The organism is Shewanella sp. SR43-4 (assembly GCF_014163845.1).
GTDB classification, from domain to species: Bacteria; Pseudomonadota; Gammaproteobacteria; order Enterobacterales; family Shewanellaceae; genus Shewanella; species Shewanella vesiculosa.
On record NZ_JACJEB010000003.1, the window covers coordinates 220301 to 243487 of the forward strand.

Consider the following 23187-nt stretch of genomic DNA (forward strand, 5'->3'; position numbering starts at 1 on the left):
TAAAGTAAAAAAGCCCCTGTAACAGGTTACAGAGGCTTTTTTGTCGGTTTAGTGCATTCTACAAGCCCATTAGAACTTGTAGTTTGCGCCTAACATAAAGTTACGACCGTAGTTTTGATAATCACGCACTAAACGTTGGTCATCACCAGTGTAAGACGTAAATGGCTCGTTGGTTAAGTTATTCACTTGGAACTGTACTGATAAACCGTATAGCGCATCGATGCCGCTTTCAGTAAAGTCATAGCCAATTTGCGCATCAACAACCGTTTCTGCTTTGATGTTAACGTTTTCACGTTGAAGACTGATTTTAGTCACTTCACCTAAGAAGTCACTGCGGTAACGAGAGCTGATACGGGCTTCGAAACCTGAGTTTTCATAGTAAACAGTGGCATTGAAGGTTTTTTCAGAAAGACCAGGCAGAGTCGTTGGATCGCTGTCTGCAGTTTCTTTTACTTCGCTGTCGTTGTACGAACCACTTAAGATAGTACCAAAACCACTTAGAGAATCAGCAAACAAACCAAAGTCGATTGATAACGAGGCCTCAATACCTTGTACATAACCGCCATTACCATTTAAAGGTTGGCTGACATTACCAATTGGGTTGTCACCTGGGTTCTGTGGCAAAATAGTGCTGAAATCAAAGTTAGTTTGTTGATCATAAACGTAGTTTTCTAAGTCTTTGTAGAACACTGCTAATGAGAAATAACCTTGGTCACTAAAATAGTTTTCATAGCTAATGTCGTATTGACGCGCTAACCAAGGACGTAGTTCTGGATTACCAGCGCCACCAGACCAGTTAACACCATCATTAGGGTTTTGAGTGTAGCTAAAGTTAACGTTAGCGTTCATTTTGTCCATACGAGCACGGGTTAGCGTACGCGCAGCAGCAAAACGTAACATTTGACCATCGGCAACTTCAAAGCCTAAGTTCATGCTAGGTAACCATTCAAGGTATGAGTCACCCGCAGTGCGAGGCGTTAAAGTCACAACGCCATCTTCAACTGTGGCCACTGTACCGTCTGAGTTTTGGTTTGTGTTTACAGCTTGAATACCGACGTTACCCGTTAAAGGAAAACCGAACAATTCAGATTCTATATTGGCTTTAACATAAGTCGTGGTGACTTCTTCTGATACAGCCCAAGAGTTAGTCGCACGTGATAAATCCACATCGGCTACGTCTGTTTCGGTATAACCACCAGCATTATAAAACGCTAATGAGTCATAACTTAGTACGTCACCCATGCCAAAGAAATCAAGTGAAGTTGGTGATAGTAAATACTGTTCAGGAACGGTCTCTAAGTAATTATCAGATCCGTCATAGCCCGCTAAAGTCAGGTAATAACCTTTATCAAGTTTGCTTTTATCGCGATTAGTGCGGTTAACACCAAACTCAACACTGCGCACTGCACCTTCATCAAACACGTATTCTGCTGTTAAACGGAATGATTTAAGCTCATCGTCAATTTCAGGCTTGTTAATAAAACCGTCTTGAGTATTAGCGCCCAGTGGGCTGCCCCAACCGAGTGGATCACCTAATTTAATGACATTAGGATCTGCATAGTTAAGGCTATGAGTAAAGTCATAGCCGCCATTTCCATTGTAGTTAAAACCTAAGTCATCCACTGCGCCGACGCCGGTTCCACGGCCTGTGCCACTGTAGCTTTCCATACCAATATCGGTACGTTCTGCTTTTGATAGGGCAATATCAGCTTCTACGCGCCAGTTATCATTGATGGTAAACTTGTTGTTCCAACCAATCGCAAGCGATTTAGCATCTCGTTTGTTAACATCGTTACGCACAACGACTTCGGCACCATTAATGGTTCCTTGAGTGACTAAACCGTCTTCAGCAGTGGTCGATGTTACGCCACCATTAGTGCCCCAAGCAGCAGGGATTTCGATACCACGTAAACGTTGATCATCAGTAAATTTTGTATAGTAAATATCAACAACTGAAGTGAATTTTTCGTTAGGTGCGTATTCAAATACTGCTAATACACCATCACGTTCTAATTCGCTTGAACGCACAAATGGTTTTGCGCCACCTAAAACACTGTCACCAGCATCATTTTCTGGGTAACCCCATGCCTGCCAGCGTTCTTCTTGGTTAGGCGACATCATGCGTGCATAACCTAGGGCAATACCTATGGTGTCATCAGCAAACTGGTCAATATATGAAATACTGCCACGGTAACCGGTATCGCTTGAACCACTATTAAGTGAGCCTAAGTCGTTCATTTCGCCGCGAAGCGACATGGCTATCGTTTGTTCGCCATGAGTTAACGGGCTAATCGTTTGCATATCTACCGTGCCGCCGATGGCTTGCGCCATGACAGAAGCATCTGGTGTTTTGTATACCACCACACGGTTTAATAATTCAGAAGGGTATTGGTCAAACTCAACACCACGGTTATCGTTTACCGAGGCTTGCTCGCGACCATTTAATGTTGCAGTAGTGAAATCTGGACCTAAACCACGGATAGAGATAACGTTAGCTCGGCCATCAAGGCGCTGTGCTGATACGCCAGGTAAACGGGCGAGTGATTCTGCAATACTAACATCGGGTAATTTACCGATGTCTTCGGCTGAAATGGCTTCAACAATTGATGACGAAGACATTTTTAGTGATTGTGATTCTTGTAAGCTGCGACGAATACCTGTGACTTTTACCACTTCAATATTTTCGTCGGCAGTTGCCGTAGTATTTACGTCATCAGCAGCGTAAGCAGTCATGCTTGCACCAGCTGCAACTAACGCCAGCGTGAGTAGGCTCGGTTTAAATAGCAACATCAATATTTCCCCTTTTGTGGATACTTAACAATGTAAAGTACAAGTTGAGTGTTAGTATCCTTTTGATTTTTGGTTACATTCTTTATTGTGTTTTTACCTCAGCATGCTTAATTAACTTTTGTAAGTGACTGCATAAGTGCTGAAGTTATGACCAAATTGTTGCACAACAGTGACGATACTACTCCCAGTTCAGTTTTGCCGACAATATTATGCATACGTATTCAGCGCTAATCATGGCTAATTAGTGACAGTTTTTTACAATTTTGAAACAACTGAGTGGGGCTTTGTATCATACTTAATTCGTTGTATTAATGAGGCTTATAGCGTTTTAGTTGTATGTTGCAAGCTAATTATTTCTTTGCATACGTATGCAGGTGTATTGAACCTGATTTCCTTATTCACGTATCCTCGGGGTAATAAAAAAACACTAGCGAACTGTTACGCAGTCGCAACATCAAGGTAACTCGTCGATTTATTTCAGGGTTAACTTACTTCTAAGGGGATGCAATGGGTCAGGTCAGTTGGTGGCGCGGCGGAGTGATATATCAAGTTTATCCTCGCAGTTTAATGGATACTAATGGTGACGGTGTTGGTGATTTACAGGGCATCATTGCTAAACTTGATTATATTGCCAGCCTGAATGTTGATGCAATTTGGATTTCGCCGTTTTTTAAGTCGCCAATGAAAGACTTTGGCTATGACATCAGCGACTATCTCGAAATTGACCCGCTGTTTGGCACCATGGCTGATTTCGATCAGCTTATCGAAAAAGCCCATCAGTTAAATATCAAGGTCGTGATTGACCAAGTGCTAAGCCATACTTCAGACCAACATGCTTGGTTTGAGCAAAGTCGTCAAAGCCGAGACAATGACAAAGCAGACTGGTATGTGTGGGCTGATCCTAAAGACGATGGCAGTGCGCCTAATAACTGGCTCGCCATTTTTGGTGGTTGTGCATGGGAGTGGGAACCTCGTCGTCAGCAATACTATCTGCATAACTTTCTCAAAAGTCAGCCGGATGTAAACTTCCACTGTCCTCAGGCTCGTCAAGCGGTATTAGACAATGTTGAGTTTTGGCTCAAAAAAGGCGTTGACGGTTTTCGCCTCGATGCGATTACGTTTTGTTACCACGATGAACAATTACGTGACAACCCTGCTAAACCCAAAGATAAGCGCCAAGGCCGTGGCTTCAGTGAAGATAATCCTTATGCTTACCAATATCATTATTACAATAATACTCGGCCGCAAACGGTTGGCTTTATTGAACAGCTGCGGGCGTTAATTAATCGTTATCCTGGCGCCGTCACCTTAGGTGAAGTGTCATCTGAAGACTCGTTAGCCACTATGGCTGAATACACTCAAGGTGATGACCGATTACATATGGCCTACAGTTTTGAGTTGTTAACCGATGATTTTAGCGCGGCTTATATTCGTCAAACCGTTGAAGAGCTAGAAGCTAGTATTGGTGATGGCTGGCCATGTTGGGCCATAGGTAATCATGATGTTAAACGGGTTGCGTCTCGTTGGGGTAAAGCCAGCGTGAACCCAACAATGGTGAAAATGCTCAATGCGATGTTATTTTCACTACGTGGCAGTGTGTGCAGTTATCAAGGGGAAGAGCTGGGGTTAACGGAAGCCTCAATCGAATATGACCAGCTACAAGATCCTTTTGGCATTGCCTTTTGGCCGATGTTTAAAGGTCGTGATGGATGCCGTACCCCGATGCCTTGGGTAAAAGGGGCTGCTAATGCAGGCTTTACTGAAGCAACGCCTTGGTTACCTATTGATCCTGCGCATAATAATAGTGCTGTGGATGTGCAAGAAGCTGATCAAGATTCGATTTTGCAAAGTTACCGTCATTTTTTACAGTGGCGCAAAAAGCAACATTTACTGATTGAGGGTGATATTACCTTTATTGACAGTCATCCTGATGTGTTAGCCTTCATCCGCAGTCAAGATGATCAGCGCATGCTAGTGTTGTTTAATTTGTGTGGTGAGCAACAAACTTTTGCATTAAATGAGTTACGATTGTCTTCAATTATAGACGATCATGGGTTACTCTGTGGCGCGCAAGATATACTGGACCCTGCAACTATTGTGTTGCCAAGCTTCGCCAGTTTTTATGGCCTACTTGGGTAGCATGACGAAGCCGAAATACTGCTGTATTTCGGTTTTTTTTGGTTTATTTTTTGATTGAACTATTTTCAGTATATCGGCGATAAAGTTTTACACTATCATAGCGGATGTGATAGTGAGTTTAACGATTAAAAACAGTAGTATAACAATAATCATTAAGAAGAGATCTCCCTATGGCTACAGCAATTCACAGTACCCTTGAAACAACAGAAACAGGCAATAGTGGTAATTACCGCTTTGCGCTCGTGTCACTGACATCATTATTTTTCATGTGGGGATTCATTACCTGCTTAAATGATATTTTAATTCCTCATTTAAAAGCTGTATTTTCGTTAAATTACACTGAAGCCATGTTGATTCAATTTTGTTTCTTTGGCGCCTATTTTTTAGTTTCATTACCAGCCGGTAAGTTAGTCAAAAAATTAGGCTATCAAAAAGGTATCGTCACTGGGCTTATTATTGCCTGTATCGGTTGTTTACTGTTTTATCCTGCTGCTGCATTTGCAACTTACGGATTATTTTTAGGTGCATTATTTGTATTGGCATCAGGGATAACTATCTTGCAGGTGGCAGCTAATCCGTATGTGAATGCGTTAGGATCAGTTGAAACAGCCTCAAGTCGTTTAAATTTAACCCAAGCCTTTAATGCCCTTGGCACCACGGTGGCCCCCTTTTTTGGCGCGGTATTAATTTTGTCGGTAGCGTCAGGTGCATTAGATGGACTGGATCACGCCCAAGCCGAAGCTGAAGTGGTTAAGCTGCCCTATTTAATTCTTGCTGCAATGCTCGGTTTGCTGGCTTTAATTTTTGCCAAGCTTAATTTACCTAAGATTACCGAACACAATGATACTTCTGATACTGGTGTGGTAACTCACAATGGTAAAACTAGCGCATTACAAAGCATTCACTTGGTCCTGGGAGCAATTGGTATTTTTGTATATGTTGGGGCAGAAGTCTCAATTGGCAGCTTTTTAGTAAGTTTTCTAGGTGAAGAGCAAATTGCAGGTTTGCAAGAAGCTGATGCCGCTAAGTACATTACTTACTACTGGGGCGGCGCCATGGTTGGCCGTTTTGTGGGCTCTGTGATTATGCAGAAAATTCCTGCAGGGACCTTATTAGCATTTAATGCTTGTGTCGCAGCGACTTTGGTTTTGATTGCTATGAACAGCAGTGGTGCCGTAGCCATGTGGTCAATTTTAGCTGTAGGTCTATTCAATTCAATCATGTTCCCAACCATCTTTAGTTTAGCACTACGAGATTTAGGTCCTCATACCTCTCAAGGAAGTGGTATTTTATGTTTGGCGATTGTCGGTGGCGCGATTTTGCCACTGTTACAAGGGGTGTTGGCCGATAATATGGGGCTGCAATTGGCGTTTATTCTGCCGGTTGTATGTTATGCCTTTATTATCTTTTATGGTGCTAAAGGCTCAAGAATGTAGTGTCGTGTAAACACTCACTTATGTCATGATAAATAAGCGGCTTCGGGCCGCTTTTTTATTTAAAGCAATATATCATTGGTCTGTGGTTTATCTTGAGGATAACTCGCAAACAGAGTCCGAATGAGTTAAAGCGATAAACTGACGTTAAATGGATTAAAGAAATGACTGATTTAATCAGCCAACTGAAGGGACAAAGGCCGATATTGCCTTGCTATCAAGTGTTTTAATCCCTATGATCAGCACGTTTTTAAATTGAACGTAATCTTAGATAGAGAGCCCCCATGTTGACTTATCCGTTGTCAGGCAGTTCATCAGAGTTAGTCTTAAATGTACTTACTATGGTGTTAACCCGAGGAAAACCATTAGATAGAGCTTATTCAGAGCATTTTTCTGGTTTAACGCTTAACCCATCAGAGCAAGCGCGGATCACGCAGGTCACTGGCGATATTTTACGTCGATTAAACTTATATTGTTTTCTGGTGGATATTGAACCGGAAGAATTCGATCGTTTAGGATCGAAGTTACTTAACGGTTGGCACGTCTTTCACGGTTTAGATTTACCCAAAATGCAGTATTCATTGCAGATTGAGCAAGCGAAATTTGATGCTAACCTTGAACAGGCCAAAATGGATCCTGTGCTTTGGGACGGTTGTCCACAATGGCTAGACTTACTTGGACAAGCACAATTAGGTGATAAATGGCCAGCTGAACGTGCAGCACTTGCCGAGCAACCAAAACGTTATTTACGCGTTAATGAGCTTAAATGTGACCGTGAAAAATTGATCAGTCGCTTACAAAAAGAAGGTGTAACAGCTGTGCCTTTGGATGATGTGGCTTCTGCAATTGAGGTCACTTCTGACTCTGCACTGTTTCGAACTGACGCCTTTAAAGACGGCTGGTTTGAACAACAAGATGCCGGATCGCAATTGGTTGCCGATGCCGTTGGCGCAAAACCGGGTATGCGAGTTGTTGATGCTTGTGCTGGTGCGGGTGGTAAAACCTTACACATTGCTGCACAGATGCAGGGCAAAGGCCGTTTGTTAGCCATGGATGTTGAGCAATGGAAACTCGATAATCTTAAAACACGCGCTAAACGTGCAGGTGCTCATAATGTTGAAACGCGGATTATCGCCAGTTCGAAAACCATTAAACGCTTAAAATTAACCGCAGACAGGGTATTGTTAGATGTCCCTTGTTCTGGGCTTGGGGTATTGAAACGAAATCCGGATTCAAAATGGCGTGATACTCCAGAGCGCTTGCCAGTATTGATTGAATTACAAAAGCATATTTTACAAAGTTATAGCCGCATGGTGAAAGTGGGCGGCATGTTAATTTATGCAACTTGCTCAATTATGCCTGAAGAAAATCGTCATCAAGTGGATGCTTTTCTAGCTGAAAATCCGCAGTTTTCGCTGATAGAAGATGAAAATATTTTAGTGTCGGAACGTGGTTTTGATGGCTTCTACCTAGCTAAGATGGAACGGATAGCAGAATAGTTATTCATCATTACTCTTTTTTACAACCACGCCATTGATTATTAATCACTTAAAAACAGCGCAAAAATATTGTGCTGTTTTTTTATGGGGAATATTTAGGGTTTAGGTGTAATTAATTTATTAAAAAAACGTTAATATATTGATAATATTCTCACAAATGCATAATCTTATGTGTATTATAAAAAGTATGTCGAATCATTCGTTGTGATGTTGGAGTGTTATGGATATAGGTCCGCATATCAATAAATTCATAGAAGATACGCCTCAAGCCGATTTTCGTGAATCGAGTATTGAGCGTTACAGTGCAATACTTGATATGGTACTAAAGGGCCTTCCATTAGGCGAAATGCTTCACGCCTTAATATTGTTGATTGAAGCTCAAAAGATAGGCACTCGAGCATCTGTGCTGTTATTGAGTGATGATGGTAAACGTCTACTATTCGGGGCGGCGCCAAATCTGCCTGAAGAATATAATAATGCCATTAACGGTGTTGAGATCGGCGCTGATGTCGGTTCTTGTGGAGCCGCGGCATATACCTGCGAAAGAGTGATTGTTGAAGATATTGAACATCATCCCAATTGGACAAAGTATAAAGAATTACCGCTTAAAGCGGGATTAAAATCGTGTTGGTCAGAACCGATAAAAGACAGCAATCAAAAAGTACTCGGCACGTTTGCCATGTATTATGACACGGTTAAATCGCCTTCAGAGCTAGATTTATACTTAATTCAAGAGGCGGCACGTTTGGCCAGTTTAGCCATTGAACGCAGTCGTGGCATGCATATTCAACGTTTAAGCAGCACAATATTTAACAGTTTGCCTATCTCGCTAGTGATCACCAGTGAAGATAATGTCGTTTTGTCTGCTAACCCTGTTTTTAAGTCGTTAACATCTACCTATTATGCCAATCTTAATTTATTCGATGTTCATCGCTTTTTAAGCCACTCCAAAGCGGAGGAGGTTGCAGATTTATTTGAACATTTAAAACGCGGGCATGCTTGGAAAGGGGAGTTAAAAGGACTTAAAACTGATAATGATATCATTGATATAGCGCTCAATGTGACGGTTATTAGAGATACCTTTACTCAACAAAATTGTTTTGCATGGCTAATTACTGATATTTCTGCACGTAAAAATGCTGAGAAAATAATAAGTTTCCAAACTAATTATGATCAATTAACCGGATTGTCAAACCGCAAGTACTTGTTTGAAACTCTGCAAGCAATGAAGTGCAAAAATAGTATTGATGGTAAAAAGCAAGAATTCAGTTTGATGCTGATGGACATTGATCACTTCAAACAAATTAATGATACGTTTGGCCATGATAACGGTGATCTGGTTCTCAAATTAGTCGCGCAACGTTTGTTAAATACAATTCCCGAGAATGTCCTTATTGCCCGTATTGCCGCTGATGAATTTGCCTTGGTCATACTGGGAAAAATGTGTACTGAGTCATTGATAAGTATGTTTAACAACATCACTGATGAGTTAAAAAAGCATTTTATTATTGCCGACCAAGATATGATGTTATCAATGAGTACCGGTCTTGCTCGTTATCCTTATGATGCTGATAATGTTGAACAGATATTAAATTGTGCCACTCAAGCTATGTACAGTGCCAAAGCGCATGGCCGTAATTGTATGCAGTTTTTTAATCAACAAATTCAAAAAGATGCCGAAAGAAATGCGGAACTGCATCTCTATCTCAAAACCGCATTAATCCAAAATGAATTTCAGTTGTATTATCAACCAATTGTTAATCCTTTTACCGCTCAAATTACCAAAGCTGAAGTCTTGTTACGCTGGATACATGATGACCAGTTTATTTCCCCAGATGAGTTCATTCCTATTGCAGAGGAGTCTGGGCTAATTGTCCAAATCGGTGAGTGGGTAAGAATGCAAGCGTTAACAAGTATTGTCGCGATGCAAAAAAGTGATTTTACTATCCCGTTATCCATTAACGTGTCCACTATTGAGTTTTGGAATACTGATTTACAACATCGTTTTGCCGCTTACTTTGATGTGTTACAGCAACAATTTGGGCTTGACGTTTTTCCTTACTCTCTGCTTACTCTTGAAATAACAGAATCATTAATGATGACGCAACAAGACAGCATAAATCAGTTACTGACAGATCTAAGGCATCGCGGCATGCAGATTTCGGTAGACGATTTTGGTACCGGATATTCTTCTTTATCGTATTTAGTTAACTTCCCCGTTGATCAAATCAAAATTGATAAATCATTCATTCAACGAATTTCATCAGGTTCACGTCACAAATCCTTAATTGAAGCCATTGTTAGCATGAGTCGCGCATTAGACTTATCGATTGTTGCTGAAGGAGTGGAGACCGAAGTAGAGCTTGATTTTATTAAGCAGCAAAACATAGACGCTGTACAAGGTTACTACTTTCATAAACCGATGCCACAAGAGGCGTTTTTCGATTTGTTAGCTAAACAAGCCGAATCAATAGCAAGATTAAAATAGAACGGCAGAACGTCAATTACCCAGAATGATGAGTAGAATGGTGCCAGCAAGTTAATATATTCATATCCTGGTTGATAAGTTCATTTTCTTAATCTGAATAGTGAAGTAAAAAAAATGCCGCATCAATTAATGCGGCATTTTTATTTAGTAAGTCAATGTTAGGTCAAAATAAATTAAGCCAACATGCTCTTAGGTTCAGTAAATTCAAGGCTTAATGCTTCAGCCACTTCTTTACAGACTAATTTTCCGTGGATAACATTTAAGCCATTAAGTAAATGCTTGTCATTTAATAATGCTTGTTTGTAACCTTGGTTCGCCAACTTGATAATGTAAGGAAGCGTTGCATTGTTTAATGCAAACGTCGAAGTGCGGGCAACTGCACCTGGCATATTTGCCACACAGTAATGCACAACGTCGTCAACAATATACGTTGGGTCTTGGTGCGTTGTTGCGTGTGATGTTTCAACACAGCCACCTTGGTCAATTGCCACGTCAACAATCGCGCTACCAGGCTTCATACGCTTAACCATATCTCTGGTAATCAATTTTGGTGCCGCTGCACCAGGAACCAATACACCACCAATCACAAGATCGGCTTCTAATACATGGCGTTCAATGGCATCCGCTGTTGAGTAAATCGCTTTTACAGCAGAACCAAACTGAATATTCAAGCGACGTAATGCATCGATACTACGATCTAATACAACAACGTCAGCACCCATACCTACAGCCATTTGTGCAGCATTAGTACCTACCATACCGCCGCCAATTATGACAACTTTAGCAGGTTCAACACCCGGTACACCACCAAGCAACATACCACGTCCACCTAATGATTTCTCAAGAGCACGAGCACCAGCTTGGATTGACATGCGCCCAGCCACTTCTGACATAGGTGCAAGTAATGGTAATCCACCACGGTCATCTGTTACGGTTTCATAAGCAATACACACAGCACCGCTGGCGATTAGCTCATTTGTTTGTGTTAAATCTGGTGCAAGATGTAAATAAGTAAATAAAATCTGGTCGTGACGTAGCATTGCACGTTCAACGGTTAGCGGCTCTTTTACTTTTACAATCATCTCTGCTTTAGCAAAAACTTCAGCTGCAGTGGCTAAAATCGAGGCACCAGCGTCTATATAATCTTGATCGGTAAACCCAATCCCCACACCCGCTTCTGATTGTACAAAAACATCGTGACCTTTTAAGGTCAATTCACGTACGCTTGAAGGGACCATGCCTACACGGTATTCGTGGTTTTTGATTTCTGTTGGAACACCAATAATCATTTTTGAGCCTCGATTGACATAAAACCCACTTCAAATGGGTATAATTGTTATTAATTGTGACCTGAACGTGCTTATTTCAAGCCACTCTAGTATAGTGCTGCTTTAGCAGATTATGCTGCTGAAATTGCACTTTTTATAGACAAAAATATTGTTTTAAGTACAAAGCAAGGTTAAATATATGGCAAATAGTAAAAGCTTTTCAGTAAAAGATTTAGACCGTATAGATCGCAATATTTTAAATGAGCTTCAATTGGATGGTCGCATTTCGAATGTTGAACTATCAAAACGAGTGGGGTTGAGTCCAACTCCATGCTTAGAAAGAGTGAAAAGGCTTGAAAAACAAGGTTTTATAAGTGGCTACACTGCACTGGTTAATCCACATTTCCTTGGTGCTTCTTTATTAGTATTTGTTGAAATCACCCTTAATCGTGATACTCCTGATATTTTTGACCGCTTTAATCGTGCAGTACAATTACTCGATGATATCCAAGAATGCCATTTGGTCTCTGGTGATTTCGACTACCTATTAAAGACTCGAGTATCAGATATGTCTGCTTATAGGCGTTTATTAGGTGAAACATTGCTGAAACTGCCCTCAATTTCAGATACTCGTACTTACGTGGTAATGGAAGAGGTCAAACAGACGAATAAGGTCGCGTTATACAACTTAGGCTAATCCTACAGTTTAATCTCCCATCAAGTCTTTAGCCGCTGATTGATGAATATAGATGACCATTGTCCACTTATATTCATCATCTAATCAAATAGAACTAATCTTTGTATATAAAATCATCATCTTGAGAGTAATCGTTAAGGCTTTTTTGTTTCTGGATTAATTCGGTATAACAATCGATTGAGCTTGACTAATTCAAGGTGCATAATCACTGCAAATACAGTGATATTCTGTTATCTTAACCCTTATTTTTCACTTTTTATGGATTCTTTCGTTTGACTCAGGAAAATAGTCTAAAAACACTCAGTGGCCTTCAACGATTGCTTGAAGGTGGCCTTATTTTATGTTGCATGATCGCGACATACATTCTATTGGCATTATCCAGTTTTAATCCAAGTGATCCAGGCTGGAGTCAGTCGCATTTCCAAGGTGAAATTCACAACTGGACTGGTGCTGTTGGCGCTTGGACTGCAGATGTGCTGTTTTACTTCTTTGGTTTCATCGCCTTTTTAATTCCTATTATGATAGCCACCACGGGTTGGTTTATTTTCAATCGTGCACATCGTTTGTTTGAAATAGATTATTTTTCAGTTGGATTAAGAATTATTGGTTTTATTTTGATGTTGTTAGGCTTAGCTGCATTGGTCAGTATGAATGCCGACAATATGTACGTCTTTTCAGCCGGTGGGGTAGCCGGTGATGTGATTGGTCAGGCGATGTTGCCGTACTTTAATAAGCTAGGAACCACATTATTGCTAATGTGTTTTTTTGGCGCAGGCTTCACTTTAGCGACTGGGATTAGTTGGTTAACCATTATTGAATTAACCGGCTTAGGTTCTATCTGGTGTGCCAAGAAAATATGGCATTTACCTAAATTATTTAAACGAGAAACAGAAACCGAAGATACTAAAGGCTTCCTTTCATTAGTGGATAAATTTACCCAACGTCGTAACGAAATGGATGATCAACATCAGCCAACAAGAACTCAATCTAACAAGCCGGTTAAAACGCCAATCCATATTAAACAAGCAGTCGAGACACCGCCGGTTGTAGAAAAGAAACGTAGCTTCTTTAGTCGCAAGCCTAAACCCACTGAAGATATTGCGGTTTCAGACATTGATGACCAACAGTTTGATAGTGACGATCGTCAAGAACCGTCAATACAATTTGATCATGAAGACACGCCATTTGCGCCTTGGGTCGCGACAAAAGACGACGTTGACTTCAATCTTGACGACGACAATGATGACCTCGATATTGCTCAGAGTATGAATCACTCTGATAGTGATGAGCCATTTGAGGAAGCTTTTGCCAAACCTCATTCAAAGGGGGCATTAGTTGCACAACAAAAACCGAAAAAAGAAGCCAGAATTGTTGACGGCGTAGTGGTAATCGATGGTCAAACCACGCAACAAGCTCGCCAGAAAATGGATCCTTTACCAAGCATTACCTTGCTTGATGTGCCTGATCGCAAGAAAAACCCTATTAGTGAAGCCGAACTTCAGCAAGTAGCTCGATTAGTTGAAGCAAAGCTGGCGGATTTTAATATTATCGCCAATGTTGTTGGCGTTTATCCTGGCCCGGTGATTACTCGCTTTGAGCTTGAATTAGCCCCTGGGGTTAAAGCATCTAAAATTACCAATCTCTCGAAAGACTTAGCCCGCTCATTATTATCTGAAAACGTGCGGGTCGTTGAAGTGATTCCTGGTAAAGCTTATGTCGGTTTAGAGTTGCCAAATAAATTCCGTGAAACCGTATTTATGCGTGATGTGCTCGATTCCGCCGCTTTTAAAGACAGCAAATCAACATTATCTATGGTGCTGGGTCAAGACATCGCCGGTGAACCTGTGGTGGTTGATTTAGGTAAAATGCCTCATCTATTGGTTGCCGGTACGACAGGTTCTGGTAAGTCTGTGGGTGTGAACGCGATGATCACCAGCTTATTGTATAAATCAGGCCCGGATGATGTTCGCTTTATTATGATTGACCCTAAAATGCTCGAATTATCTGTGTATGAGGGGATCCCACATTTACTCTGTGAAGTGGTTACCGACATGAAAGAAGCCGCTAATGCATTGCGTTGGTGTGTCGGCGAAATGGAGCGACGTTATAAATTAATGTCTGCATTAGGGGTTCGTAACCTTAAAGGTTACAACATCAAAATTAAAGATGCTGCTGCAAAAGGGGAGTACATTCCCGATCCATTATGGAAGTCATCAGAAAGTATGTTAGATGATGCGCCGCCGCTTGAAAAGCTACCATCTATCGTGGTGGTGGTTGATGAATTTGCTGACATGATTATGATTGTTGGTAAAAAAGTTGAAGAGTTAATTGCCCGTATTGCTCAAAAAGCTCGTGCTGCAGGGATCCACTTAATATTGGCCACTCAGCGGCCATCGGTTGATGTGATCACTGGTCTGATTAAAGCTAACATTCCAACCCGTATTGCGTTTCAAGTGTCATCACGTATTGATTCTCGTACCATTCTTGATCAGCAAGGTGCAGAAACCTTATTAGGTATGGGGGATATGTTGTATCTTCCACCTGGTACCGGTTTACCTAATCGTGTTCATGGAGCGTTTATTGATGATCACGAAGTTCATAAAGTGGTTGCCGATTGGTGTGCTCGAGGCAAACCGCAATACATTGACGACATTCTTAACGGCGCCACCGATGGCGAGCAAGTATTGTTACCCGGTGAAACCTCAGACAGTGAAGAAGAGTTAGATGCGTTGTATGATGATGCCGTTGCGTTTGTTACCGAAACGCGCCGTGGCTCTATTTCTAGCGTACAGCGTAAATTTAAAATTGGTTATAACCGTGCCGCCCGTATTATTGAAATGATGGAAAGCCAAGGTATTGTGACAGCTCAAGGTCATAATGGTAATCGTGAAGTATTGGCTCCACCGCCACCGAGATCATAATAGGAATGATAATGAATAAACGTTTTGCTGTATTAAGCCTATTATTAACCACCAGCGTAACTTGCTTTGCCGCGATGGCCGATGACGCCACTGAGCTACGAGCAAAACTGTCTAACATTGATAGTTTGCATGCGACATTTTCCCAGCAAGTTACCGACATTAATAATAAACCAATTCAAACTGGCAGTGGCGTATTTGCCCTGGCATATCCCAATCAATTTTACTGGCATTTAACTCAGCCAGATGAATCTTTGATTGTGGCCGATGGCGCTAATTTATGGATTTATAACCCCTTCGCCGAAGAAGTAACCGTAATGGATGTTGCTCAAGCGGTTGATGCATCGCCGATGGCTTTGTTAGTGCATCGAGATGAAGCCACATGGGCTAAATATTCAGTCACCAAACGGGTTATTAATGCGACATCTAGCTGTTTTGATATTCAGCCTAAGAAACTCAACAGTAACGTTATTGCTGTTAGTGTATGTTTTGACGCCAAGCAGTTAGTCAAATTTAACTTAACCGACGAGCAAGGTAATTTAAGCCAATTTTCGCTCACTGAGCAGCGCAGCGTAAAAGCAGACGAGACCAATATCTTTAATTTTGCTGTACCTGATAACGTCGATATAGACGATCAACGCTTAAAGCAAGCTCACTAAGCAGTTTATGGCTAACTTAGGTTTTGATTTCGCCCCAGACTTTCGCCCCTTGGCTGCGCGTATGCGCCCAAGGGATATTAGTGAATACATAGGTCAGGCACACTTATTGGGTGAGGGCCAGCCACTGCGTAAGGCGCTAGAGGCAAATCGAGCCCACTCAATGTTACTGTGGGGCCCGCCCGGTACCGGGAAAACCACCTTAGCTGAGCTTATTGCCCATTATGCTAACGCCCATGTTGAGCGTATTTCTGCAGTGACTTCTGGGGTGAAAGAGATCCGTGCGGCGATTGAACAAGCCAAAGCCGTGGCCCAAAGTCGCGGTCAACGTACCTTATTATTTGTCGATGAAGTACACCGTTTTAATAAAAGCCAGCAAGACGCATTTTTACCCTTTATTGAAGATGGCACGGTTATCTTCATTGGTGCTACCACTGAAAACCCCTCATTCGAACTTAATAACGCCTTGTTATCCCGGGCGCGTGTTTACCTTATTAATCGCTTAAGCTCCGATGAAATCAGCTTAATTGTGACTCAAGCGTTAACTGATGTTGAACGTGGTTTAGGCAAACGCCAATTAACATTACCTAGCGCAGTGGCTAAGCAATTAGCCGACATTAGCGAGGGCGATGCACGTAAAGCACTTAATTTAATCGAGTTAATGAGCGATTTAGTTGCAGATGAAAGTGCGTTTACCACCGAAATGCTCACTCAAGTTGCGGGCCATCAAGCTGCGGGTTACGATAAAAATGGCGATCAATTTTACGATTTAATTTCTGCAGTACACAAGTCTGTGCGCGGCTCGGCGCCCGATGCGGCGTTATATTGGTATTGCCGCATTTTAGAAGGTGGTGGCGATGCCTTATATGTTGCTCGTCGTTTATTGGCCATTGCCTCAGAAGACATTGGTAATGCCGATCCTATTGCCATGACAGTTGCACTTAACGCATGGGATTGTTATCACCGTATTGGACCCGCTGAAGGCGAACGCGCAATTGCTCAAGCCGTGTTGTATTTAGCCAGCGCGCCCAAAAGTAACGCCGTTTATAGTGCGTTTAATCAAGCCCGTGAGCTTGCTAAGCAAACTGGACACGAGCCTGTGCCTAATCATCTGCGTAATGCGCCGACAAAATTGATGAAAGAAATCGGTTTTGGTAAAGAATATCGCTATGCTCATAATGAACCTGCGGCCTATGCTGCCGGCGAGAACTACTTCCCTGAATCATTGCAACACAGCCAGTTTTATCAGCCAACCAACAGAGGTTTTGAAAAACGTATTCAAGATAAATTAGGGCAATTGCGTCAGCTTGATCAACAAAGCGAGGACAAACGCTATGACTAATGTGATCTTGGTGGCATTAGGTGGTTCAATTGGTGCAGTTTTACGCTATCTTCTATCAATTTTTATGATCCAGCTATTTGGAAGCAGTTTTCCTTTTGGTACACTGTTAGTCAATCTACTGGGATCGTTTTTAATGGGTGTAGTTTATGCGCTAGGGCAGTTAAGTCATGTTAGCCCTGAAATTAAAGCGCTTGTTGGCATTGGCCTATTGGGTGCATTAACTACATTTTCAACTTTCTCGAATGAAACCTTACTGCTGTTGCAAGAAGGCTTATGGCATAAAGCTATTTTAAATGTGTTGTTGAATGTCACCTTATGTCTATTTATGGTGTATGTAGGTCAACAACTTATATTTTCTCGCGTTTAACTAAAAAGAACTCACAACATGCTAGATCCAAAATTTTTGCGTAATGATCTTGACGTCACCGCCGAGCGTTTAGCCACTCGTGGCTTTATTTTAGAGGTTGATAATTTGACCAAACTTGAAGAAAAGCGTAAATCGCTTCAAGTAGAAACAGAAGACTTACAAGCGTCGCGTAATGCGATCTCCAAGTCGATTGGTCAAGCTAAAGCTCGTGGCGAAGATACCAGTTCCATTATGGCGCAGGTAGGGGATTTAGGTGTGCAGCTTGATGCAAAGAAAGCTGAACTTGCTGAGTTATTGCAACAAATCAATAGCATCGCCATGAGCATACCAAACTTGCCTGATGAATCTGCGCCAATTGGTGCCGATGAAAATGACAATGTAGAGGTGCGTCGTTGGGGTACACCTAGAACATTCGATTTTGAAGTGAAAGATCACTTAGATTTAGGTGAAGCTCTCGGTGGATTAGATTTTAAAAGTGCCGTTAAAATTACTGGTTCACGTTTTATTATCATGCGCGGCCAAATCGCCCGTTTAAATCGTGCTTTAGGTCAGTTCATGCTAGACCTACACACCACTGAACATGGCTATAGCGAAACCTATGTACCGCTATTGGTTAACGAAGACAGCTTATTAGGTACTGGTCAGCTTCCTAAGTTTGGTGAAGATTTATTTCACACCAAACCAGCAACAGAAGAAGGTCAAGGCTTGTCACTTATCCCGACCGCAGAAGTGCCATTAACTAACTATGTGCGCGACATGATTGTTGATGAGAGTGAGCTACCCATAAAAATGACCGCATTAACGTCATGCTTCAGAAGTGAAGCGGGCTCTTATGGTCGTGACACCCGTGGTTTGATCCGTCAGCATCAATTCGACAAAGTCGAATTAGTGCAAATTGCTCATCCAGACAATTCAATGCATGCGTTAGATGAAATTACCGCACATGCTGAAAAAGTATTGCAGTTATTAAACTTGCCGCACCGCACTATGGTGTTATGTACTGGTGATATGGGCTTTGGTTCAAGTAAAACATTTGATATTGAAGTGTGGTTACCAGCACAAAATACTTACCGTGAAATTTCATCGTGTTCAAACATGAAAGACTTCCAAGCGCGCAGAATGCAAGCTCGATACCGTAGCAAGGTAGATAACAAACCTGCGTTATTGCACACTTTAAATGGTTCTGGTTTAGCAGTGGGACGGACATTAGTTGCCGTGCTTGAAAATTATCAGAATCAAGATGGCACTATCACAGTACCTGAGGTATTACGTTCATACATGGGCGGCTTAAGCGTTATTGGCTAGGTTCTCTAATTACTCTGTGCTTATTGCTATGAGCACAGAGTGAGGTAACAACGCATTATATTTGGGCTTACTTAGAGTATTTAAATTGGTGCCACTTTGTTTAAGTTGAGCATTATTGATAAGGATTGGTACAACCAGCAATGGGTTCAAGTCGGCGTGATAATCGTAGGCTTATCTATTTATCAGTTATCTTCTTTTTTATTTTGTTGGTAATTGTTGAACTAGCTCAAGCAGCATTGATAGTGGTAGAAAACATTTTCCCTAAATAACCTTTATTGAGGTTAATTATTTAAAAGCCCGCTTAAGTTATCTTAAGCGGGCTTTTTTGTAGGCTTTGATTAACTATAAACATTTAGCTGGTTTGGGCAGCCCAGCAATTTTGGTTGCTTGCTTAGCCGGGCCCCCAGGAAATAAGGTATACAAATATTTAGAGTTACCTTTATCGGCTCCTAATCGTTGACCGATAGCTTTAACCAGCACACGAATAGCAGGACTGGTTTTGTACTCTAGATAAAAATCACGCACAAAACGAATAACTTCCCAGTGTTGCTCGGTTAACTCAATGTTCTCAGTGGCGGCAATCACAGTTGCCATAGGTTCTTGCCAGTCATTGATATTTTTTAAATAGCCTTGATGATCGGTTTCAATTTGCAGGCCATTAAATTCAAAAAAGTTTACCAAGTTATCACCTTATCGTGTCGCAAAGATTGTTCAACAAATTGTGAATAGTCAATAATATCAAAATCACCCGCAGCTTTATTGGCTAAAATAATCATCAAGCGTTCGGATAACCCCCTAGCGACAACATCATCTTGTAGCACAAACAGTGCAATATTTGCTAAACGCTGTTGCCATTGAGGTTGTAATAAACAATTCACCGCATCGCTAGACAATAAAATACTGTCTTTAGGGTGAATATAGCGCAGGCATGTACTTAAGGCATCGTCACTCATTACTGATGCTTGGATATGATGTAATATCAAAATACTAGCACCTCATCAGCCGATTGCAGGGTTTGCCTAATCATCTCTGGCGTCGCTACCGTTGCCGCAATACTGAGGTCATTGGGCTGCAATCCTAATGTGTGCATTGATTCAGCGCAAACCAATACGGTATCAATATCGTAAAGAGATAGCGCTTTAAATGCCGACACATAATCTTTCGATCCTGCTTGCTCAGGTGTTTGGCCTGCCAGCAAATGCAATACAGCTTCATTGGTAAACACAATACTCACCTGTTGTTCAAAGCTGGCACTGAGCATAGCAAAATCAAGCCCTTCACGAGTACTCGTGGTGCCTAAAGGTGCATGTCTAAAAATAATCACCAGTGATTTCATTATCTATTCCACAAATATCTTAAAAGCTAATTAATCTGTCAGCTTGTTCAATACCGACCACTAATTCACCTAAGCCGCCCATGGTAAATGCGTCACTGCTATTCCATTGTGGCTTACCATTTTCTGATGCATCTTGTGGTGAGAGTATGCCACGACGCAATGCTGCTGAAACACAATTGGTTAATGGTATTGCGTGCTGCGCTGACAAATTTTGCCAATGTGAGTGCATATCTATTTCATCAGATGCCGGACAAGTAAGGGCATTACTGTTGGTTACGCCATCTTGATAGAAAAAGACATTGATGATTTGATGACCGTTAGCTAATGCGCTTTGGCAAAAAGATAACGCACGAAAGCTGGCTGTTGAGCCATAAACACTTCCGTTTACTTGAATGATGAATTTGCTCATTATAAAAAAAATGACCCTAATGTAGGGTCATTTTAACGTAATTTACCAATGAACTCTATCGACGATTAATCGTCGTTGCCCATACCTAACAAATGTAGCAGGCTCATGAACAAGTTCAAAAAGTCTAAGTACAATGAAATGGTCGCGCGAACATAGTTGGTTTCGCCGCCATTCACGATACGACTAGTGTCGTAGAGGATGAAACCGGTCATAAGCAATGCAATACCCGCATTCATTGCCATAAATAATACTGAACTACCGACGAAAATATTAATCACTACAGCACCGATCATCACTAGCATACCGGCAAATAGGAAACCGCCCATAAATGAGAAGTCTTTTTTGGTGGTTAAAGCATAAGCCGACAGTGATACGAAAATCACTGAGGTTAAGCCCAACGCCTGCATGATAAGCCCTGGGCCGTTCGCCATACCAACATAATGATTTAAAATATAACCGAGTGACGCACCTTGCATACCCGTAAAGGCAAATACCCAAAATATGGCTGCAGCACTATCGGCTTTTTTTAGGGTCACAAATAACAATACTAAGCTACCAAGCGATAAACCTAATGACATCATTGGGCCAAGGTTAATCGCCATGGCTAAACCAGCAGTAACAGCAGAAAATGCCAATGTCATCGCCAGAAGCATGTAGGTGTTTTTTAGCATTTTATTGACATCAGTCGTCGATAGACTGGGTGATATAACTGATTGTTGATTCATTATCGTCTCCAGGTGTTAACTCAATGATTTGCTCAACGAGAAAAGAATCTTTCTCACTATGAAGCTAAATCTTTTTCTATAGCGTAAGCAATGTACATTAAACAAAAATTAATTCATAACAAACATCATCTTAATAGGCGCTAATTTATCATAAACTATTCGATAAGTAATGTTATTAACAAAAACATATTTTGCATAATCTGTTTAGCTAAGCCATTCTTTTTTCAGTTTTTCAGTGTCACCTAAGTGATCTAATACCCACTTTAGAGCAGGGCTCATATTGGCAGTATTCCAAGCTAAACAGCAGGCGGTGTCTTGTTTGGGAGTAGCGAGCTGTTTTTCTATTAGCGCACCAGCTTTGATAAAGATATCGGCTAAATGATATGGCATATACCCCACACCTAAACCTTCTCTAAAGCAATTTATCGCTCTGATCCAATCGGGTACCACAATTCGACGTTGATTATTCAATAACCAATTCGGTCGATGAGCAATATTATGCGCTGTGTCTTGCAGGCAGATTGACGGATATTGTAATAACTCTTCATCGGTTAACGCGTGCTCAGCTTTAGCTAAAGGATGATTCTTCCCAACTAAAAAAGACCACTGGATCATCCCCATATCGCGAGATTTAAAGGTGCCACCAACAGGAATGCTAGAGGTAGCGCCAATCGCGATGTCACTTTTTCCTGTAGACAGTGCTTCCCAGACGCCGTTATATACTTCTAAGCGAATAATCAATTCAATGTCGGTAAAATGCCGATAAAAATCAGCTATTAAGCCACTTATTTTGTCGGCGCGAACCATATTGTCAATCGCAATCGATAATGAAGGGCGCCAGCCATTAGCCACTTTTTGTGTATCACGCTTAATATTATTAAGTTTGGTCATGATCTCACGAGACTGGGCGACAAAATGTTCACCAGCAGGGGTTAAACTCACGCTGCGATGATGACGTTCAAACAATATTACCCCTAAGTCATCTTCAATCTGCTTAATGGCATAACTCACCGCAGAGGGTACTTTATTTAATTTATTTGCAGCGGCGGTAAAACTGCCTACGCGGGCCACAATATCTATCATTTCGAATGCTTGTTCTGAAAGCATCTCGCTATCCTTGGCATTAGCAACATTACTTGCAGTAAAGGTAAACATTAACCTAAATCAAATCAAGCAAAGTCGCCGTTATCGACCGTTTAATCACATTTGCATTAAGCTAATGGCTATTTGTTGTGACTTAAACAGGTGTTATTACAAATAGTGGGTTATGGGTGTTTATTGAGTCAATACCATCAAGCAAGCTGAGCTTTGTAAGCTATGTTTAATAGCAGATGTGCAAAGGGGATTTGAACTTGGGCATAAAATAGCCACTTAACAAATTATTTGCAATTTACTCTTTACACCATAGGGGCATTATCATATTATTCGCCCGCTCGGAGGGATGGCAGAGTGGTCGAATGCACCGGTCTTGAAAACCGGCAACGGTTTATCCCGTTCTAGGGTTCAAATCCCTATCCCTCCGCCACATTTAATGAAAAGGCCTTATCGAAAGATAAGGCCTTTTTGTTTGGGCAAAAGATAGAGATTTAAACCCAGGGTTCTTCTTTATTACAAGCAAGCTACCCCTCCGCCACATTAAAGACGAAAGGTTCATCAGAAATGATGAGCCTTTTTTGGTTAGGCAAAAGATAGAGATTTAAACCCAAGTGTTCCTCTTTATTACAAGCAAGCTATCCCTCCGCCACATTTAACGGGGAAGCCTCATCAGCAATGATGGGGCTTTTTTGTATTTATAACATTTAAATCCAAGATTCA

Annotated in this window: 18 protein-coding genes and 1 tRNA gene; 11 read left to right on the forward strand and 8 right to left on the reverse strand. The window is 41.4% G+C overall.

Annotated elements, in window-relative coordinates; translation table 11 throughout:
* Positions 1 to 69: 69 nt before the first annotated feature.
* Positions 70 to 2790: a TonB-dependent receptor gene (locus H5123_RS04780; protein ID WP_182697184.1), complete on the reverse strand. Its 2721-nt coding sequence runs from the start codon at positions 2788 to 2790 to the stop codon at positions 70 to 72.
* 507 nt (positions 2791 to 3297) lie between these two features.
* Between H5123_RS04780 and H5123_RS04785 the strand changes: the two genes are divergently transcribed.
* The 4 genes from H5123_RS04785 to H5123_RS04800 all read left to right on the forward strand — a co-directional run bounded on the left by H5123_RS04785 (position 3298) and on the right by H5123_RS04800 (position 10349).
* A complete protein-coding gene (locus tag H5123_RS04785; RefSeq protein ID WP_182697185.1) occupies positions 3298 to 4929 on the forward strand; it encodes an alpha-glucosidase in 1632 nt (543 codons plus the stop codon).
* A 170-nt stretch (positions 4930 to 5099) separates the two neighbouring features.
* Complete coding sequence (locus tag H5123_RS04790; protein ID WP_182697186.1) at positions 5100 to 6365, forward strand: sugar MFS transporter; 1266 nt, start codon at positions 5100 to 5102, stop codon at positions 6363 to 6365.
* A 281-nt stretch (positions 6366 to 6646) separates the two neighbouring features.
* The gene (locus tag H5123_RS04795) at positions 6647 to 7861 is read left to right on the forward strand and encodes an RsmB/NOP family class I SAM-dependent RNA methyltransferase (protein WP_124015948.1); all 1215 of its coding nucleotides are present in this window, start codon (positions 6647 to 6649) and stop codon (positions 7859 to 7861) included.
* 220 nt (positions 7862 to 8081) lie between these two features.
* Positions 8082 to 10349 carry an EAL domain-containing protein gene (locus H5123_RS04800; protein WP_182697187.1) on the forward strand — a complete coding sequence of 756 codons (2268 nt, stop codon included), beginning with the start codon at positions 8082 to 8084 and terminating at the stop codon, positions 10347 to 10349.
* 173 nt (positions 10350 to 10522) lie between these two features.
* Here H5123_RS04800 and ald read toward each other — a convergent pair whose 3' ends face one another.
* On the reverse strand, positions 10523 to 11638 hold the full coding sequence (gene ald / locus H5123_RS04805; RefSeq protein WP_124015950.1) for an alanine dehydrogenase: 1116 nt from the start codon (positions 11636 to 11638) through the stop codon (positions 10523 to 10525).
* A gap of 178 nt (positions 11639 to 11816) precedes the next feature.
* Here ald and lrp point away from each other — a divergent pair, with 178 nt between their 5' ends.
* The 6 genes from lrp (at position 11817) to serS (ending at position 18902) form a co-directional block, all read left to right on the forward strand.
* A complete protein-coding gene (gene lrp / locus H5123_RS04810; protein WP_124015951.1) occupies positions 11817 to 12314 on the forward strand; it encodes a leucine-responsive transcriptional regulator Lrp in 498 nt (165 codons plus the stop codon).
* Positions 12315 to 12586: 272 nt separating this feature from the next.
* Positions 12587 to 15235: a DNA translocase FtsK gene (locus H5123_RS04815; protein ID WP_182697188.1), complete on the forward strand. Its 2649-nt coding sequence runs from the start codon at positions 12587 to 12589 to the stop codon at positions 15233 to 15235.
* Between the two features lie 11 nt (positions 15236 to 15246).
* Positions 15247 to 15891, forward strand: coding sequence for an outer membrane lipoprotein chaperone LolA (lolA, locus tag H5123_RS04820; protein WP_124015953.1), 645 nt, complete (start codon positions 15247 to 15249; stop codon positions 15889 to 15891).
* Between the two features lie 7 nt (positions 15892 to 15898).
* A complete protein-coding gene (locus H5123_RS04825) occupies positions 15899 to 17230 on the forward strand; it encodes a replication-associated recombination protein A (RefSeq protein WP_124015954.1) in 1332 nt (443 codons plus the stop codon).
* Complete coding sequence (gene crcB / locus H5123_RS04830) at positions 17223 to 17597, forward strand: fluoride efflux transporter CrcB (protein ID WP_124015955.1); 375 nt, start codon at positions 17223 to 17225, stop codon at positions 17595 to 17597. Before H5123_RS04825 ends, crcB begins: the two co-directional genes overlap by 8 nt.
* Positions 17598 to 17615: 18 nt before the next feature.
* Entirely contained in the window at positions 17616 to 18902 is a 1287-nt protein-coding gene (gene serS, locus H5123_RS04835; RefSeq protein ID WP_182697189.1) for a serine--tRNA ligase, read from the forward strand.
* Positions 18903 to 19244: 342 nt separating this feature from the next.
* Here the strand turns inward: serS and H5123_RS04840 are convergent, their stop codons facing one another.
* From H5123_RS04840 to punR, 6 genes are all read right to left on the reverse strand, one after another.
* Positions 19245 to 19583, reverse strand: a complete 339-nt coding sequence (locus H5123_RS04840; protein WP_124015957.1) for a TusE/DsrC/DsvC family sulfur relay protein — start codon at positions 19581 to 19583, stop codon at positions 19245 to 19247.
* Entirely contained in the window at positions 19577 to 19885 is a 309-nt protein-coding gene (gene tusB / locus H5123_RS04845) for a sulfurtransferase complex subunit TusB (RefSeq protein WP_182697190.1), read from the reverse strand. Before tusB ends, H5123_RS04840 begins: the two co-directional genes overlap by 7 nt.
* Positions 19882 to 20238 carry a sulfurtransferase complex subunit TusC gene (gene tusC, locus H5123_RS04850; RefSeq protein ID WP_124015959.1) on the reverse strand — a complete coding sequence of 119 codons (357 nt, stop codon included), beginning with the start codon at positions 20236 to 20238 and terminating at the stop codon, positions 19882 to 19884. Before tusC ends, tusB begins: the two co-directional genes overlap by 4 nt.
* Positions 20239 to 20257: 19 nt before the next feature.
* Positions 20258 to 20647 (reverse strand): sulfurtransferase complex subunit TusD, encoded by a 390-nt coding sequence (tusD, locus tag H5123_RS04855; RefSeq protein WP_124015960.1) that lies wholly within the window; start codon positions 20645 to 20647, stop codon positions 20258 to 20260.
* Between the two features lie 65 nt (positions 20648 to 20712).
* Positions 20713 to 21372 (reverse strand): Bax inhibitor-1/YccA family protein, encoded by a 660-nt coding sequence (locus H5123_RS04860; RefSeq protein WP_124015961.1) that lies wholly within the window; start codon positions 21370 to 21372, stop codon positions 20713 to 20715.
* 204 nt (positions 21373 to 21576) lie between these two features.
* Entirely contained in the window at positions 21577 to 22479 is a 903-nt protein-coding gene (gene punR, locus H5123_RS04865) for a DNA-binding transcriptional activator PunR (protein WP_182697191.1), read from the reverse strand.
* A 328-nt stretch (positions 22480 to 22807) separates the two neighbouring features.
* On the opposite strand from punR, the gene H5123_RS04870 reads away from it, so the two are divergent.
* Positions 22808 to 22897: transfer RNA gene (locus H5123_RS04870), tRNA-Ser, on the forward strand.
* Positions 22898 to 23187: the final 290 nt, after the last annotated feature.

Coding starts and splice junctions, on each gene's coding strand:
- H5123_RS04825 (WP_124015954.1), top strand. CDS start 15,899: ATGGCTAACTTAGGTTTTGATTTCGCCCCAGACTTTCGCCCCTTGGCT.
- punR (WP_182697191.1), bottom strand. CDS start 22,479: ATGCTTTCAGAACAAGCATTCGAAATGATAGATATTGTGGCCCGCGTA.
- H5123_RS04780 (WP_182697184.1), bottom strand. CDS start 2,790: ATGTTGCTATTTAAACCGAGCCTACTCACGCTGGCGTTAGTTGCAGCT.
- H5123_RS04795 (WP_124015948.1), top strand. CDS start 6,647: ATGTTGACTTATCCGTTGTCAGGCAGTTCATCAGAGTTAGTCTTAAAT.
- lrp (WP_124015951.1), top strand. CDS start 11,817: ATGGCAAATAGTAAAAGCTTTTCAGTAAAAGATTTAGACCGTATAGAT.
- tusD (WP_124015960.1), bottom strand. CDS start 20,647: ATGAGCAAATTCATCATTCAAGTAAACGGAAGTGTTTATGGCTCAACA.
- tusC (WP_124015959.1), bottom strand. CDS start 20,238: ATGAAATCACTGGTGATTATTTTTAGACATGCACCTTTAGGCACCACG.
- H5123_RS04790 (WP_182697186.1), top strand. CDS start 5,100: ATGGCTACAGCAATTCACAGTACCCTTGAAACAACAGAAACAGGCAAT.
- H5123_RS04860 (WP_124015961.1), bottom strand. CDS start 21,372: ATGAATCAACAATCAGTTATATCACCCAGTCTATCGACGACTGATGTC.
- ald (WP_124015950.1), bottom strand. CDS start 11,638: ATGATTATTGGTGTTCCAACAGAAATCAAAAACCACGAATACCGTGTA.
- lolA (WP_124015953.1), top strand. CDS start 15,247: ATGAATAAACGTTTTGCTGTATTAAGCCTATTATTAACCACCAGCGTA.
- serS (WP_182697189.1), top strand. CDS start 17,616: ATGCTAGATCCAAAATTTTTGCGTAATGATCTTGACGTCACCGCCGAG.
- H5123_RS04800 (WP_182697187.1), top strand. CDS start 8,082: ATGGATATAGGTCCGCATATCAATAAATTCATAGAAGATACGCCTCAA.
- crcB (WP_124015955.1), top strand. CDS start 17,223: ATGACTAATGTGATCTTGGTGGCATTAGGTGGTTCAATTGGTGCAGTT.
- H5123_RS04785 (WP_182697185.1), top strand. CDS start 3,298: ATGGGTCAGGTCAGTTGGTGGCGCGGCGGAGTGATATATCAAGTTTAT.